General features: G+C 72.0%; 16 protein-coding genes. 5 read left to right on the top strand and 11 right to left on the bottom strand.

Going from position 1 to position 15,542, the window contains the following annotated elements; genetic code table 11:
* The first annotated feature begins 169 nt into the window (after positions 1–169).
* The 3 genes from ABZT18_RS21005 to ABZT18_RS20995 all read left to right on the top strand — a co-directional run bounded on the left by ABZT18_RS21005 (position 170) and on the right by ABZT18_RS20995 (position 3,403).
* Positions 170–772, top strand: coding sequence for a hypothetical protein (locus ABZT18_RS21005; protein ID WP_354996110.1), 603 nt, complete (start codon positions 170–172; stop codon positions 770–772).
* Between the two features lie 106 nt (positions 773–878).
* The gene (locus tag ABZT18_RS21000) at positions 879–3,023 is read left to right on the top strand and encodes a M14 family zinc carboxypeptidase (RefSeq protein ID WP_354996111.1); all 2,145 of its coding nucleotides are present in this window, start codon (positions 879–881) and stop codon (positions 3,021–3,023) included.
* Positions 3,024–3,136: 113 nt separating this feature from the next.
* On the top strand, positions 3,137–3,403 hold the full coding sequence (locus tag ABZT18_RS20995; protein WP_354996112.1) for a hypothetical protein: 267 nt from the start codon (positions 3,137–3,139) through the stop codon (positions 3,401–3,403).
* A 167-nt stretch (positions 3,404–3,570) separates the two neighbouring features.
* Here the strand turns inward: ABZT18_RS20995 and ABZT18_RS20990 are convergent, their stop codons facing one another.
* Entirely contained in the window at positions 3,571–4,116 is a 546-nt protein-coding gene (locus ABZT18_RS20990; RefSeq protein ID WP_354996113.1) for a hypothetical protein, read from the bottom strand.
* Between the two features lie 140 nt (positions 4,117–4,256).
* Here ABZT18_RS20990 and ABZT18_RS20985 point away from each other — a divergent pair, with 140 nt between their 5' ends.
* Complete coding sequence (locus ABZT18_RS20985) at positions 4,257–4,598, top strand: hypothetical protein (RefSeq protein WP_354996114.1); 342 nt, start codon at positions 4,257–4,259, stop codon at positions 4,596–4,598.
* Between the two features lie 12 nt (positions 4,599–4,610).
* Here ABZT18_RS20985 and ABZT18_RS20980 read toward each other — a convergent pair whose 3' ends face one another.
* The 4 genes from ABZT18_RS20980 to ABZT18_RS20965 all read right to left on the bottom strand — a co-directional run bounded on the left by ABZT18_RS20980 (position 4,611) and on the right by ABZT18_RS20965 (position 7,885).
* Complete coding sequence (locus ABZT18_RS20980; protein ID WP_354996115.1) at positions 4,611–5,078, bottom strand: ribose-5-phosphate isomerase; 468 nt, start codon at positions 5,076–5,078, stop codon at positions 4,611–4,613.
* A gap of 88 nt (positions 5,079–5,166) precedes the next feature.
* A complete protein-coding gene (locus tag ABZT18_RS20975) occupies positions 5,167–6,366 on the bottom strand; it encodes a DUF1015 family protein (RefSeq protein ID WP_354996116.1) in 1,200 nt (399 codons plus the stop codon).
* 93 nt (positions 6,367–6,459) lie between these two features.
* A complete protein-coding gene (locus ABZT18_RS20970; protein ID WP_354996117.1) occupies positions 6,460–7,065 on the bottom strand; it encodes a hypothetical protein in 606 nt (201 codons plus the stop codon).
* 193 nt (positions 7,066–7,258) lie between these two features.
* A complete protein-coding gene (locus ABZT18_RS20965) occupies positions 7,259–7,885 on the bottom strand; it encodes a disulfide bond formation protein DsbA (protein ID WP_354996118.1) in 627 nt (208 codons plus the stop codon).
* Between the two features lie 221 nt (positions 7,886–8,106).
* Between ABZT18_RS20965 and pepN the strand changes: the two genes are divergently transcribed.
* On the top strand, positions 8,107–10,656 hold the full coding sequence (gene pepN / locus ABZT18_RS20960) for an aminopeptidase N (RefSeq protein WP_354996119.1): 2,550 nt from the start codon (positions 8,107–8,109) through the stop codon (positions 10,654–10,656).
* A gap of 551 nt (positions 10,657–11,207) precedes the next feature.
* Here the strand turns inward: pepN and ABZT18_RS20955 are convergent.
* The 6 genes from ABZT18_RS20955 to ABZT18_RS20930 all read right to left on the bottom strand — a co-directional run bounded on the left by ABZT18_RS20955 (position 11,208) and on the right by ABZT18_RS20930 (position 15,500).
* The gene (locus ABZT18_RS20955; protein ID WP_354996120.1) at positions 11,208–11,615 is read right to left on the bottom strand and encodes a DUF5130 family protein; all 408 of its coding nucleotides are present in this window, start codon (positions 11,613–11,615) and stop codon (positions 11,208–11,210) included.
* On the bottom strand, positions 11,602–11,898 hold the full coding sequence (locus ABZT18_RS20950; protein WP_354996233.1) for a hypothetical protein: 297 nt from the start codon (positions 11,896–11,898) through the stop codon (positions 11,602–11,604). The genes ABZT18_RS20955 and ABZT18_RS20950 overlap by 14 nt, the downstream gene beginning before the upstream one ends.
* A 75-nt stretch (positions 11,899–11,973) precedes the next feature.
* Positions 11,974–13,437, bottom strand: coding sequence for an amidase (locus ABZT18_RS20945; protein WP_354996121.1), 1,464 nt, complete (start codon positions 13,435–13,437; stop codon positions 11,974–11,976).
* Positions 13,438–13,543: 106 nt separating this feature from the next.
* On the bottom strand, positions 13,544–14,545 hold the full coding sequence (locus ABZT18_RS20940) for an amidohydrolase family protein (protein ID WP_354996122.1): 1,002 nt from the start codon (positions 14,543–14,545) through the stop codon (positions 13,544–13,546).
* Positions 14,545–15,069, bottom strand: coding sequence for a 3-hydroxyanthranilate 3,4-dioxygenase (locus ABZT18_RS20935; protein WP_354996123.1), 525 nt, complete (start codon positions 15,067–15,069; stop codon positions 14,545–14,547). The genes ABZT18_RS20940 and ABZT18_RS20935 overlap by 1 nt, the downstream gene beginning before the upstream one ends.
* Positions 15,066–15,500, bottom strand: a complete 435-nt coding sequence (locus tag ABZT18_RS20930; RefSeq protein WP_354996124.1) for a RidA family protein — start codon at positions 15,498–15,500, stop codon at positions 15,066–15,068. The genes ABZT18_RS20935 and ABZT18_RS20930 overlap by 4 nt, the downstream gene beginning before the upstream one ends.
* Between the last annotated feature and the right edge of the window lie 42 nt (positions 15,501–15,542).

The raw sequence follows: 15,542 nt of genomic DNA, 5'->3' as shown, positions 1-15,542 counted from the left end.
AACTCGCGCAATTGTTACGGGGACCAACGCCGAAGGGCCTCGTTCAGCGGCGCGCTGGCCGCCGCAACCTGCGGTAGAAGCCGAGGCTGGGATCGGGCCTTCACCGTGGCCGCCCGCCCGCCGCCGTCGGGTACTGGTGCTGCGCCCGACCACCGTCCATGATCTCGCCATGACTCTCGCTCCGGTCATCAGTGCGGTAGAACTGCGGCCCCGCCGCATCTGGTTCTTCATCGCGGCACTGCTTCCCGTGGGTGGCGCGCTGGCCGCCGTCGGGGTGTTGCTGTTCGTCCTCCGTTCCGAAGGTGATCTGGGACAGCCCCTCCCGTTGGGCCAGCCGGTCACGGTGCAGCTCTCGGACGAGAAGATGGTGTGGTTCAGGACGACCGATGGGGGCGCGCCTGACGTGGCGTGTGCGGCATCACCGACGGACGGCGCGGAAATGGTCGAATTCGGGCAGACCAACGTGCTCGTTGCGGGTGCCAAGGTCGACAACGAACGGTGGCGCGGCCTGCTCACCCTGCACGCCAGGCCAGCCGGCAGGTACGAGGTGACCTGCACGGCAGCCGGGGCCGGCCCGCAGCCGGCCCTCTCGATCGGTGATCCGCCACGCTTCTACGGTCCCCAGGACACTGCTCTGGGCAGCCTGGCGGCATTAGGTGTGACCAGCACCGGTGTGGTCACCGGCCTGGTGCTGGCGGTGGTCGTGGCGGCACGACGCGGCATGCACCGAACCCGCCTCCGCCGGCAGCCCATCGACGCACGTCGCGGTTGACCCTCCGCGGTCCTGCGGACGGCGCTCATGGACCACATCCCTTGACACATGTCGATCTATGCACTGGTGTAAGGACCAGTAACATCGACGTCCGTCAGGAGGGCACATGATCGTCCGACGACGGTGGACAGCTGCCGCCACCACAGCGATCCTGATCAGCGCGGTACTGTCCCACCCCGGTCCGGGCACCGCGGCACCCGCCGCCCCGGCCACACCGATCACCCTGAGCACCACCGAGACCGCCGTGGTCCGGGTGCAGCTGCGCGATCAGGCGCAGCTCGACCGGCTGGTCGCCGCCGGTGCCGACCTGGCCAACCGGCCTCGCGCACGGGACGGGCGGATCCTCGCCGACCTGGTGCTCAGCGGCGCGCAGCTCGCCGAGCTGACCGCGCAGGGCGCCACGGCCGTGCAGATCGTGCAGCGCGCCGGGGACGGCAGCCGGCACTACGCCGAGAGCGTCCGGGCGGCACAGGCCCGCACCGCAGCCGGGTTGCGCGCACCGGCCGCCGGCCAGCGGACGACCACCGCGGCGGCAGTGGACACGCTCCAGGTGCAGCAGGCGTACTGGTGGACCACGGGTGGGCAGACGTTCCTGCAGGCCCAGGTGGCCACCACCGCCACCGACGACCCGGACGTGGAGATCACCGTCAGCTGGCGGACGGCCGACGGCGCCACCGGCTCGTTCCCGCTGTACCGGTTCGAGGACTCCGGCGAATACCAGTACCACTACAACCTTCCCCAGCCGGTGCCGAACCGGCCGGTCCAACTGACCGCCACCTCCAGCCTCGGCGGGACCAGCCGGGTGGTCACCCCGGCGCTCTGGCCGAACGCCTCCCCGCCGCCGCTGCCGGCCGGCTACCAGAAGGACTTCATCGACGCGTACCTGACGCCGGTGGACATCCAGGCGCGGATCAAGCGGTTGGCCCGCCAGTACCGGGATCTGGTGGACGTGATCGACCTGCCGAACAAGACCCAGGGGTACCGACGCAACGCCGCCGCCTACCTGGGCGACCCGGCGGTGGCCGCCGTGGTCGTCGAGTCGGTCCGCTTCGGCGACCAGAGCATGAACGGCGTGCAGGTGCGGACGGTCGACCCCGGCCGCCGAAACCGCCCGCTGACCGTCGGCTACCGCGACCGCGTCCTCACGGTCTCGCTGGCCACCGACACCGCGGGCAAGACGGTGAGCACCACCGACGAGGTCGCGGCGGCGATCAACGCCCGCCAACCGAACCGGTTCCGGGCCACCGTCGAGGACGGCTCGGCCGGGCTGCCCATGCCGGTCGCCGGCCCCACCCGGCTCGACGACGGCCTCCAGGGCACCGAGGTGCCGGCACGGCCGTGGACGGTGCAGGCACTGCGCCTCGGCGTGCACCGGGACGGGTCCCGGGTCGGGGTGCTCGCGTACTCCCAGGAACACGCCCGGGAGTGGGCCACGCCGCTGGTGACGTTGGAGTTCGCGGAGCGGATGCTGGCCAACTACCGCACCGACCCGGCCACCCGCGAGCTGCTGGAGCAGGTGGACGTCTTCGTCATCCCGACGGTCAACCCGGACGGCGCGAACTACTCGTTCAACGACTTCAACTTCCAACGCAAGAACCTGGTCAACCACTGCACCGGGCCGGCCCGCGACCCGAAGAACCGCACCTCGTGGGGTGTGGACATCAACCGCAACTACACCGTCGGGTCGTACTTCGACGGCTACGTGGGCGCCAGCGCCAACTGCCTCTCCGGCACCTACGCGGGCACCGCGGAGCTGTCCGAAGCGGAAAGCCGCAACGTGGTCGCGCTCGCCCAGACCCATCCCAACATCAAGTTCGCGATGAACGTGCACTCCTACGGCGGGTACTTCATGTGGCCGCCGGGGGCGTACCGGGCGGACGGGCGGGTCACCCTGCCCCGGCCGTCGATCGACGAGTCGAAAATGTTCCTGGACAGCGCCCGACGGATCGTCGGCGCCATCGCGCAGGAACGCGGCACCGTGACCTGGCCGTCGCAGACCGGTCCGGTCGCCGACGTGCTCTACTCCGCCGCGGGGAACTCCGCCGACCAGCTCTACTACGAGCTGGGCATCTTCGCGTGGGACTTCGAGGTCGGTAACGACCGGTGGAACCCGGCCACCGGCGAGTGGGAGGGCGTCGGCTTCCAGCCGCCGTTCGACGAGGCGCACGGCGAGTCCCAGGAGTACGCGGGCGGGCTGATCGAGCTGGTGCGGGTGGCCCGCGACTACGCCGCCGCCCAGCCCGCCGGCTGAGCTCGCGGCGGTGCCGCGTCCGCGAGCCGGGCGCGGCACCGCTGGCCGAGCAGACCCAGGGGGGCGGCATTTCGCCTGTTTCTGCCCAGTGGCTGGCGGGTAGGGCCTTGTGCATGGACACGAACACCACGGCCCACCTGATTGGCGGCCCCCGAGACGGCAGCATCCACGACACCGGCGACGAGGCTCTCGTCGAGGTGGAAATCGATGGCATGATGCATCGCTACATCAAGACCACCAAGCAGCACGACGACGGCCAGCCGCTCTACAACTACGACGGGATGGTCGCCCCGGACGGCGGCGAGCCCGGCGTCGAGGACCCGGCTGCCCGGGTCGCGTCGCCCCGAGCCGATGCCGAGGGGCACGGCGGCACCCACTGACCGCCGCAGCGACGCTGACCGGGCAGACCCCGAACGGGGTACCAGTCCGACCGGCCAGCCACGGTTCATCCGTGGCCGGCCGGGTAAGCAGCGGCCTTGCCTGGTGGGGGAGACGACCGGGTGCACGGGCGGGCGGCCCTGAGCCGGCCGCCCGTGCGCGCCTTCGGTCAGTTCGAGGAGATCCAGTTCCAGGCCGAGACGACCCACTCGGTCTGCTGGAGCCAGGCCACACCGAGGCCGACGAGGAAGACCGCCGTCGCCAGGTGGGCACCTCGGGCGCTGCGCCGGACCCGACCAAGCTGCCGCTCCAGCACCACGCGGCCGACCAGCCGGGACAGGGCGAACAGGCCCACCGCCACCAGGAGGCTGAGCACCAGCACCAGCAGCGGGCCGCTCAGGTCACCCTGGCCGGAGAGCGCCCAGATCCCCCAGCACACGAACGCGAAGAGCCCCGCCACAGCGCTCCACTCACCGCCGCGACGCAGCTGCGCCATCCGCCAGCTCAACGACCGGCGCGGGGCCGGACCGCCGGGCCAACCGGTGCCGGTCGGCTCCTGCTCGACCACGGGGAACGGCTCGGTCCGCGGGCTGCGCCGCTGACCCACCGGCGCCACACCCCGGCGGAAACCATCGCGCTGCGGCGGCACCCCGACGCCGGCCTGCGGTGGCACCTCCACGGTCCGCTCCGCCCACGGCTGCGTCTGGTCTGCCATCTCGTCCTCCCCCTGACCGACGACATCACCGCCGCCTGGATCCGAGGGTAGCCAGCCGGCACATCGGTGGCCGAACCCGCCCGAGGCGCGGGCCGGCACGACGGTGCCGAATCACACCCCCGGCAGGGTACGGTCGGCTGATGGCTGATCCCGACCGACGACGGCGACGGCTGCGCCACCACCCCGAACCCGAGCCGGCCGGCCGAGGCGCCGACGGCCCGACCGCCAGCACCACGGGCGTGCATGACGGTGACGACCCGCCGCCGCGCCGCAGGAACCCGGGCGGCGACGAGCGCGACGGCGAGCGGGGGCTGCGCGGGCTGGTCGGTTCCGGCTCGTCCCAGGTGGGGCTGAGCGCCGCGCTGCGGGCCCGGGACGCGGCCCGCTCGACCGACGAAGACCTGGCCGAGGCCGAGGCCCGAGTGGTGGTCGTCCGCCGCAACTGGGTGCCCCGCGAGGACCTGCCCCGCCCTCCACGCTGACCGTCGACGAGGTCAGGGCAGGTCGGGCAGCTGCCGGGTGTGCTCGTACTCGGCGACCTGGGCGATCCGACGGGCATGCCGCTCGTTGCCGGAGAAGGGCGTGTTCAGGAACGCCTCGACGATGGCGGTGGCCTCGTCCAGCGTGTGCTGGCGGGCGCCGACCGCGACCACGTTCGCGTCGTTGTGCTGGCGGGCCAGCTGAGCGGTCTCCACGCTCCAGGCCAGCGCGGCGCGGACCCCGGCGACCTTGTTCGCGGCGATCTGCTCACCGTTACCGGACCCACCGATGACCACCCCGAGGCCCGTCTCGTCGGCCACCACCTGGTCGCCGGTGTGCAGGCAGAACGTCGGGTAGTCGTCGTCCGGGTCGTAGGCGCGCGGGCCGACGTCGACCACGTCGTACCCCTGCTTGGCCAGGTGGTTGGCCAGGTGCACCTTCAACTCGAAACCGGCGTGATCGGATCCCAGGTAGACGCGCATACCGGGCAGTCTGTCAGGCCGCGCTCGGGGACGTCGCGGGGGCGGCGTCCCCGAGCCGGGTTCGTCACACGATCATGTGGGCGGCCGCTCAGCGCGGCAGCTCAGCGACGACCAGACCGCCCCGCGCCTTCGGGGTGAACCAGGTGCTCTTGCGGGGCATCTTCTCCCGGGCCAGGTTCACCGCGACGAAATCCGACACGGTCACTGGCGCGATCAGGATGGCCAGCTCGGCCCGACCGGCGTCGACCTCACCGGTGAGCCAGCTCGCCGGGTAGTCACCGCCGACGTAGGTGATCCGCTTGTCGCCCGGGTCCAGCCCCAGCGCGTCGCGGAGCAGCAGCCGCTCGACCAGGGCGTGGTCCAGGTTTTCCAGACTGCCAGCGACCGTGGCGGGCAGGCGCACCGCGTACCCCTGGCCGTCGAGGCGGAGGTGCACGGTGCCGCTGGCGGTCGGGACCTCGACCGGGCCGTCGATCGGCTCGACCTCGGCCCCCGCCGCCCGCAGCCGGTCGAGCAGCTCCGCCGGCGTGGTGGTCAGCTCGCTGACCAGCCGGTTGTACGGCTGGATGGCCACCGACGCAGGGGTGGTGACCACGGCCAGGAAGCGCGGCAGGTCACCGGTCTGGGCGGCCAGGCTGCGGTGGTTGCCGTCGGCGACGACCAGCTCCCCGCCACCGGCGAGGGCGGTCAGCGTGGCCTGCTCCGGACCGGGGCCGAGCAGCCAGATGGCATGCGTGCGCCCCGCCTGGTCGGTGTCCGTGGCGGCGGGCGCGCCGGCCGTGTCCGTCGCCGCCGCGAGCGCGGCGTGCAGCTCGTCGCCACGCCCCGTCTGCAACAGGAGTACGGGTGAGAGCAGGTGGCCCAGCGCATCGGCCAGCGCCACCCGCTCGCGCACCTTGGCGATGAAGACGTCCTCGTTGCGGATGACCAGGCCCGGCTCGTCGGCCCGGGTGGAGATCTGGTCGGTGTCCACCATCGCGAACAGCCCGTACGCCGGCTCCTCCCCCGGCGCGGTGATCCGGTAGAGCACCACCACCTGCTCGGCGGGGGTGTAGCTGCCGTCGGCCTTGGCCTCGGTGAGGCGGGCCACCGCGTCCGGGAGAGCGTCGAGGAAAGACTTGCCCAGGCTCTCCGGCGCGCGGTGCGGCATTTCGATGCCGAGGGCACTGTGCGGGTTCGTCTCGATGATCGCGGTGATCTCCGCGTCGTCGGCGAACTCGTCGTAGTTTTGCGCGCCGGTGCCGCCAGTGGTGACCCAGGCCCGGGTGATCGGATGCACGACCGTCATGCCCACTGACGCTACCGGCGGCGGTGTTGCCGTCGACCGGGGACCCGCAGGGCGTCCACCAGATGAAAGCACCGGGGCCGGAGGCCGCAGCGGTCAGCCGGCGCGGCCGGATGTGCCTCGACGGTGCCGACCCGCGGTTGCCGGCCCACCGTTGTTGCCCCGCCGGCCGGACGCGGCCGGCCCGGTGGTCACGCTGCGGCGGGGTGTCGTGGGCGGCCCCGGCACGGGACGCTCGGGGGGCGGCGACGGGACGGGCCGCGGGTTCAGCGGCGGCGTCGGCACCGGACGCGGGGCGGCGGGCGCCGGCGGAGGCGGCGCGGGCTGGGCCGGCGCCGCCGACGACGGCACGAGCAGCGCCGGAGCGGACGCCGGGAGATCGTCCGGCACGGAATCGACGTCCGACGCCAGCGGGTCGGCCGACGCCAGCGGAACTGCCGATGCGGGCAGATCGGCCGATGCGGGCAGATCGGCCGACGCGGGCAGATCGGCCGACGCGGGCGGGGTGAGCCGGGAGGTCACCGGGACCCGGGCCACGCCCACCACGATGGGCGGCGCGAGCAGATCCACCAGGTGGGCGGGTAGGTCCGGGCGGACCGCAGGCCAGCGGGAGTCGTCGACGGACCAGTAGGCCGCGCCGGGAGTCTCGATCACCCCCTGCCGGGTCAGCTGATCGTCACCGGACGCACGGTGCTTGGCCATCGGGATTGCCTCCACGAACTGCGGGGTGCGGCCCTGCGGGTCGCTCCGGCGGACACCGAGGGAAACGACGCCGCCCGCCCACCGGTGACGCCATGTCCGTCCTCCGAACTCGCAGCCGCACCCGGCGTCCGACGAACACGCCCCCGCTCGGACAGCCGACGGAGTCCGGACGGGGGCGCGTGGTGGTCGTGGATCAGTCGAAGATCGGGTCCTGTTCACGGGTGCGCTTGAGCTCGTAGAAGCCCGGGGTGCTGGCGACCAGCAGGACGCCATCCCAGAGCCGCCCGGCGGCCTCCCCCTTCGGGGCGGGGGTGATCACCGGGCCGAAGAACGCGACCGGGCTGCCGTCCGGACCGGGCGCGTGGACGACGGGGGTGCCGACGTCCTGCCCGACCGGGCGCATGCCGGCCTCGTGGCTGGCCCGCAGCGCGTCGTCGTAGTCGGTGCTGTCCGCGGCCGCAGCCAGCGCCGGGTCCAGGCCGGCGTCGGTCAGCGCGGCGACGTAGAGCTCCTGACCCCGCTCCTCCTTGCCGAGGTGGATCCGGGTGCCCAGCGCGGTGTAGAGCGGGCGCAGGGCGTCCGTGCCGTACCGCTGCTCGGCGGCGATGCAGATCCGCACCGGGCCCCAGGCGGTGGTCAGGAAGTCCTTGTACTCCTCGGGCAGGTTGTCCCGGCCGTCGTTGAGCACGGCCAGGCTCATCACGTGGAAGCGGATGTCCACGTCACGGACCTGCTCGACCTCAAGCAGCCAGCGGGACGTGATCCACGCCCACGGGCAGGCCGGGTCGAACCACATGTCGGCGGTGACACGATCGGTCACGGTGATGTCCCTTCGCGACGGGTGGCGCCGGCAGTCCGGCGTCTCAGGAGAATCCTCACCCCGCAGCGCATCGACCGGCACCCGAATGAGAGCGTGACCTCGGCCACCGCGGGCTGCCCGTACATGGAAGACTCGAATCGGGCCGGCCGCCACGAGCGGTTGGCGAACGGGCGCCGCCGGGCGTACGGCGAAATGTGGGATGGAGACGAACAGTGCCGGGAGTGCGCAACCTGACGCAGGTCGAGGCGACCGAGCGGGCCCGCCTGCTCACCGTTACGGGGTACGACATCAGTCTGGACCTGTCGACCGCCGTGCTGGCGGCCGACGGTCGCACGTTCCGGTCGACGACCGAGGTCCGGTTCCGCTGCGCCGAGCCGGGAGCGAGCACGTTCATCGAGCTGGCCGCCGAGTCGGTACGGTCCGCGACGTTGAACGGCGCGCCGGTCGACCTCTCCGACTGGTCGGCCGAGAAGGGCCTGATCCTGTCCGAGCTGGACAGCGACAACACCCTGGTCGTCGACGCGGACTTCGGTTACTCCAACAGCGGTCAGGGTCTGCACCGCACGGTCGACCCCGTGGACGGCGAGACGTACCTCTACAGCCAGTTCGAGACGGCCGACGCGCAGCGGGTGTACGCCTGCTTCGACCAGCCCGACCTGAAGAGCGTCTACACCTGGCACGCCACGGTGCCGGCGCACTGGCGGGCGGTGTCCAACATGCCGGTGCAGCGCGAGGAGCCGGCCGGTGAAGGGCTCAAGACGCTGCACTTCACCGAGTCGCCCCGGATGAGCACCTACATCACGGCGATGTGCGCCGGGCCGTACCACGAGGTGCGCGACACCCACGACGGCATCGACCTGGGTGTGTTCTCCCGGGCCTCGATGGCGCCCTACCTCGACTCGGACGACCTGTTCCTGATCACCAAGCAGGGGTTCGACTTCTTCCACGAGAAGTTCGGCGTGCGCTACCCGCTGCCGAAGTACGACCAGCTCTGGGTGCCCGACTTCAACGCCGGCGCGATGGAGAACTTCGGCTGCGTGACGCACGCCGAGTCGCACTACCTGTTCCGCTCGCAGGTCACCGACTTCGAGTACGAGCAGCGGGCCAACACGATCCTGCACGAAATGGCGCACATGTGGTTCGGTGACCTGGTCACCATGCGCTGGTGGAACGACCTGTGGCTGAACGAGTCGTTCGCCGAGTGGGCCAGCCACTGGTGCAACACCAACGCCACCCGGTTCACCGAGGCGTGGACGACGTTCCTGTCCATCCGGAAGAACTGGGGCTACCGGCAGGACCAGCTCTCCTCCACCCACCCGGTCTACACCGAGATGCCGGACATGGAGGCCGTCGAGGTCAACTTCGACGGCATCACCTACGCCAAGGGCGCGAGCGTGCTCAAGCAGCTCGTCGCTTACGTGGGCGAGGAGCCGTTCGTGGCCGGGCTGCGGGCTTACTTCGGCAAGCACGCCTGGGGCAACGCCACCTTCGACGACCTGCTCACCGAACTGGAGACCGCGTCCGGCCGGGAGCTGCGCAAGTTCGCCGCGCAGTGGCTGGAGACCGCGCAGGTCAACACGCTGCGGCCGGAGGTGACCATCGGCGCGGACGGCACGTACGAGCAGGTGGTGGTGCGGCAGGAGGCGCCGGCCGCGTACCCGACGCTGCGGACGCACCGGATCGGCGTGGGCCTGTACGACCTGACGGACGGGCGGCTGGTCCGCCGCGAGCGGCACGAGGTGGACGTGACCGGCGAGCGGACGGACCTCGCCGAGCTGCGTGGCGTCCGGGCGGCCGACGTGCTGCTGCTCAACGACGACGACCTGAGCTACACCAAGCTGCGCCTCGACGACCGCTCGATGGCAACCGTGGTGCAGCACATCGGTGGCTTCGAGTCGTCGCTGGCGCGGGCACTGTGCTGGACCGCGGCATGGGACATGATCCGCGACGCCGAGCTGTCGGCCCGCGACTACGTGGCGCTGGTGGTGAGCGGGCTACCCGCGGAGACCGACATCAACCTGGTCACCGCGACCCTGCGGCAGGCGACCACCGCGATCACCCTCTACGCCGACCCGGCCTGGTCCCCGACCGGCTGGGCCGAGCTTGCCCGTACCGCCCGCGACGCGCTCGCCGCCGCTGAGCCCGGCAGCGGGTTCCAGTTGGCCTGGGCCCGCGCGTACGCCTCGGCGGCCCGCTCCGAGGAGGATCTGGCCACACTGCGCGGCTGGCTGGCCGGCACCGGGATACCGACCGGGCTGACCGTGGACACCGAGCTGCGCTGGTCGGTGCTCGGGGCGCTGGTGGCCAATGGGGCGGCCGGTGCCGCAGAGATCGAGGCGGAGCTGGCCAGCGACCGTACGGCCAGCGGCGAGCGGGAGGCCGCGTACGTGCACGCGCTGGTGCCGACGGCCGAGAACAAGGCCGCCGTCTGGGCGCTGCTCACCGGCCCCGACGCGCTGCCCAACTGGCGCCACCGGGCCCTGCTGCAGGGCTTCGCCCACCCAACGCAGGTGGAGCTGATCGCTCCGTACCGGGAGCGGTACTTCGCGGCGGTGGGCCAGGTGTGGGCCACCCGGGACAGCGAGCCGGCGCAGGAGTTCGCCCAACTCGCGTACCCGACCTACCTGGTGGACGACGACACGGTGGCGGCCACCGACGCGTGGCTGGCCGGTGACGGGCACCTCGGTCCGCTGCGCCGGCTGGTCGCCGAGGGCCGCGACGGCGTGGTGCGGGCGCTCAAGGCCCGCGCGAAGGACGCCCAGCAGAGCTGAGCAGGGAGTACGCGGCCCGGCGTCGGCGTGGGTGTGAGCCCGCGCCGGCGTCGGCGTGGGTGTGAGCCCGCGCCGGCGTGGGTGTGAGCCCGCGCCGGCGTCGGCGTGGGTGTGAGCCCGCGACGGCGTGGGTGTGAGCCCGTCGGCGCCGGCGCCGAGCCCATGCCGGGCCGGGGCCGATGAGGGACCCGAGCGGCTGGCCGCGCGGAGCAGCCCCAGACAACCCGAAGCCCCGCCCGATCGAGGCCGGCTGGCCACGAAGACGGCGGTGACCTCGGGAATCATCGCGAGGATCTGCCGGGCGGTCCGGCTCGTTTGATCGACTCGACATCGCCGATATGGGGGTGACCGCCCGCACGGGACGCCCCCATATCGCTGACCTGGTGTGGATCTTTCGTCCGGCGCGCTCAGCGCGCAGCATTACCCACGACGATCGGGCCACACGGAAGATCACGCTCGAACATGGAAGTAGGGGTATCTGGCGCGGCCGAGGCCCCTACTTCCTGGATCGAGCACGATCGTGGCGTGGCTTGGGTCGTACGAGGGAGGGCTCAGCCCTTGCCAGCGTGGCTGGCGAGCTGGTCGAGGCCGTTGATGATGCCGCTGGCCAGGTCGCCGCCGCTGAACGCGCCAACCATGGACAGCGCGGCCAGCTTGGCGTACGTGTCGGGGATGCGCTTGCGGGCGTACCGCCCGGTGACGATCTCCAGCTGACGCTGGTTGGGCGACACGGCGATCAGCACCGACTTGTCGGGGTCGGCGAGCTGGCGGTGCAGCCGCTGGGCGTGGTCACGGATGGGCTCGTCGAGACCGCCGACGAAGACCGAGAAGACCAGGCCGGTGCCCTGGTCGGCCAGGCGCAGGGCCTCGTCGATGCGCAGCAGCTGGCGGGTTGAGAACGGCCCGTCCAGCACCTCGGGCGGATTCTCCGACCCGGCCTGCTTCTCACCAACGGTCACTTGCGCCTCCGGTTCCACCGGCCGGCGCCTCGACGCTGGCCTGCTCAAGCTTGTGGCTGGTCAGCGCGGGCGCCTGCGCCCCCGCCGTCAGCGCGGTGCCGGCCGAGTCGGCCAGCTGCTCCGGACGGCCCAGGAACCAGACCGGAGTGAAGTCGAAGGGCCGGCCCGGCCGGTAGCGCTTGGCGCCACCGCGACCGCCGGTGCCACCACCACGGCTACCGACGTACGACAGGCCGGCGATGACCAGCACCGCGGCCAACGGGATGCCGACGAAGACCAGCAACGTCTCGGTAACAGACAATCCCAACGCCCCCAGGCGGAAGAAGGACGACCTCGAACAACCGGGTCGGATGGACGATCATGATGCCGACCGCCCGACGCCGTCGCCATTCACGTTAGCGGAGTCGGTGGCCCGCCAGATTGCGGGGTGCCGATCCCATCCGTCACTGGAGTTCTCCAGTTGCGCAGCGGTCGCGATGAGCCGCACATCGTCGCCGTACCGGCCCGTGAGCAGCACCCCGACGGGCAGGCCGTCGGTCGTGGTGCCCAACGGCAGGGAGACGGAGGGATCGCCGGTGACGTTGAAGATGGCGCAGTAGGGCGAGAAGCGGCGTTGCCGGTCGAAGTCCGCCGCTGGGTCACCGTCGGCGGTGAACCAGCCGACGGGTGCCTGCGGGGCGGCCAGGGTGGGGCAGAGCAGCAGGTCGCAACCGGCGGTGCGGCGGGCACCGAGGCGTACCTGCGCCTGGAGCTCACCGAGGGTGGCGGCCAGGGTCCCGGCGGAGATCTCGGCGCCCCGGGCCCGCAGCAGCCGGGTCAGCGGCAACAGCTCCGCCTCCCGCTGTGGGGGCACCGGGGCGAGCGCCAGCACGTACCAGAGGATTTCGAACAGCGGCCACGCCGCCGGCCCGAGCGGCGGCGGCACCTCGACCACCTCGTGGCCGGCCGCGGTGAGCAGCGCGGCGGCCCGGTCCACGGCGGCCACGCACTCGGGGTGCACCGGCTCGTCGGCGAGCATCGGCGTGGTGAACCGGCCGATCCGCAGCCGGCCGGGCTCGGCCCGGCGCGCGACGGCCAGGTAGCCGCCGGGTGGCGCGGGCGGCGGCAGGTAGGGCTCGCCGGGGACCGGCACGGCCATGACGTCGAGCAGCGCCGCGACGTCGGTGACGGTCCGCCCGATCGGGCCGCTGGTGGGCAGGCCGAACGCGCCGGAGCCGACGGGCCCTCCGGAGACCAGACCGCGGCTGGGTTTGTAGCCGACCAGGCCGCACAGCGACGCCGGGATGCGCAGCGAGCCGCCGCCGTCGGAGCCCTGGGCGACCGGGACCAACCCGGCCGCCACCGCCGCCGCCGCGCCGCCACTGGACCCACCCGCGGTGTACGCCAGCTGCCACGGATTGCGGGCCGGAGGCGCGACCCGACCCTCCGAGTAGAGCGAGCAGCCCAGCTCGGAGGTGGTCGTCTTGCCAAGGCTGACCAGCCCTGCGGCCTTGATGAACCGGACCACGTCGGCGTCGACCGGCGGGATGAAGTCGGCGAAGGCGGCCGAGCCGAAGGTGGTGCGAATCCCGGCGGTGAGCGTGAGGTCCTTGATCGCGGTCGGTACGCCGTGCAGCGGGCCGCGCCGCTCGACCGGTACGGCGTCGGCGGCGCGGGCGGCCTGCCGGGCCAACTCCGGCGTGACCGTGACGAACGCGCCCACGGTGTCGCCGATGGCTGCCACCCGGCGCAGGTAGTGCTCGACCAGGTCGACGCTGGACAGCTCGCCGCCGGCGACAGCGGCGGCCTGCTCCAACGCGGTCAGGTCGTGCGGCTCGGCCATCCCGTCATCCTGCCGGCCGCCAGCCCTCGGCGCACTCGACACGCGCCGACGACCGGAAACGGACCAACCGGAAGATCTGCTCACACCAGGGCGGCGCGGAGCGCGGTTAGCCATGCAGGAAGCGCAGGGCGTTGGCGGACAGGAGCTTGTGGCGCTGGTCGTCGGTGAGGAAGTCGGCCGCGTGGACCACCGCGCCGGCCGGGCGCTCCCCCAGGGGGTACGGGTAGTCGCTGCCGACCAGCACCCGGTCCTCCCCCAGAGTGTCGACCAGCAGCCGCAGCGCGGGTGGCGCGAAGACCACCGAGTCGACGCTGAAGCGGTCAAGATAGCTGCTGGGCGGGCCGGCGGACGCGCCCCGGACCAGGTCGCCGCGGCGGTGCCAGGCGTTGTCGGCACGGCCGAGCCAGAACGGGAAGCTGCCACCGCCGTGCGCGAAGCAGATCCGCAACGTCTCCGGCACCCGGTCGAAGACGCCGCCCAGGATCATCGCCAGCACCGACAGGTGCGTCTCGGCGGGCATCCCGGTGAGCCAACGGGCCATCCACCGGTCCAACCGAGGGCTACCCGGCATGTCCCACGGATGGACGAAGACCGGCGCACCCACCTCGGCGCAGTGCTGGAGGAAGGTGACCACACCGGCGTCATCCAGGTCCCGGTCACCGACGTGGTTGCCGATCTCCACGCCCACGTGCCCGGCCGCCAGGCTGCGGTCCAACTCGGCACAGGCGGCGTCCGGGTCCTGCAGGGGCACCTGGCAGAACGGCACCAGCCGGTCGCCACCGGCCGCGGTGACCTCCAGGGCCAGGTCGTTGAAGATCCGGGCGACCTTCACCGCCTGGTCGGCCGGACGGTCGTAGCTGAAGAAGACCGGCGTTGGCGAGACCACCTGCACGTCCACGCCGTCGTCGTCCATGTCGGCCAGTCGACGCGACGCGTCCCAGCACTCGGCACCGATCGGCCGGAACTCGGTGTTTCCCACCATGATCATGGCGGCGCGCTCGGAGTCGACCCGCAGCCACGGCCAGCCGGACCCGCCGCACGCTGCGCCGAGGTCCGGCCATCCCTTCGGTACGACGTGCGTGTGCACGTCGACCACACCTGAGGGCATCAGCCCTTGCCCGGGTGCAGGGTGCCGCAGTTGGCGCAGGTGCGCGCCGCCTCATCGGCGTAGAACGCCTGGAACACCGGCGGCAGATCGGCGGCGATGTCGCGGACCTGCAACTCGACCTCGTGCACCTTGCCGCCGCACTCCGGGCAGTACCACTGGAACTTCTCCAGCGTGCCCTCCTCGCGGACCCGCTCGACGACCATGCCGATCGAGCCGGCCTCCGGCCGCTGCGGCGAGTGCGGGGTGTCGCGCGGCAGCATCCACATCTGGCCCTCGCGCACGTGCACCGTACGCGGCCCCTCCGGGGTCATCAGGTTGATGTGCATGTTGCCCTTGACCTGGTAGAAGAACTCCTCGTAGGGGTCCACGTGGAAGTCGGTGCGCTGGTTGGGCCCGCCCACGACCATCACGATGAAGTCGTCCCCGCCGGGGATCATCTCCTTGTTGCCCACCGGCGGCTTCAACAGGTGCTGGTTGTCCGCGATCCATCCCGGAAAACTGAACGGCTCTGCGATCTCACTCACGACTGACCTCCCGAGGGAAGAAGGGCCACGGCCTGGATCTCGATGAGCAGGTGCGGGTGCGGCAACTGGTGCACCGCCACCGTCGTCCGGGTTGGGCCGGACGCGTCGAAGAACTCCGCCCACACCTCGTTGTAGCCACCGAAGTCATTCATGTTGACCAGGTACGACGTCACCTGGACGAGGTCGGCGAGGTCAGCGCCGACCGAGCGCAGCAGGTCGCGGATGTTCTCGATGACCGCCCGCGTCTGCACCCGGATGTCGAGGTTCGTCGTACCGAACTCGTCCACCTCGACACCGGCGAACGAGTTGTCCGGCCGCCGCGAAGACGTACCGGAGACAAAGACAAAACCCCCCGCAACCTTCACGTGCGGAAAAGCCCCGCGAGGCGTGGCCTTCCCCGCCACCACCCGAGCCCGGCCGCCCCCATTCACCGCCCCACTCCCCCGCCAAGCCCCACGACTGCGTCGATCATG

It is taken from the genome of Micromonospora sp. NPDC005291, from assembly GCF_040607415.1.
Classification (GTDB): Bacteria; Actinomycetota; Actinomycetes; order Mycobacteriales; family Micromonosporaceae; genus Micromonospora.
Note: the sequence above shows the minus strand (reverse complement) of the source record. Positions and strands in the feature narration are given on the sequence as shown.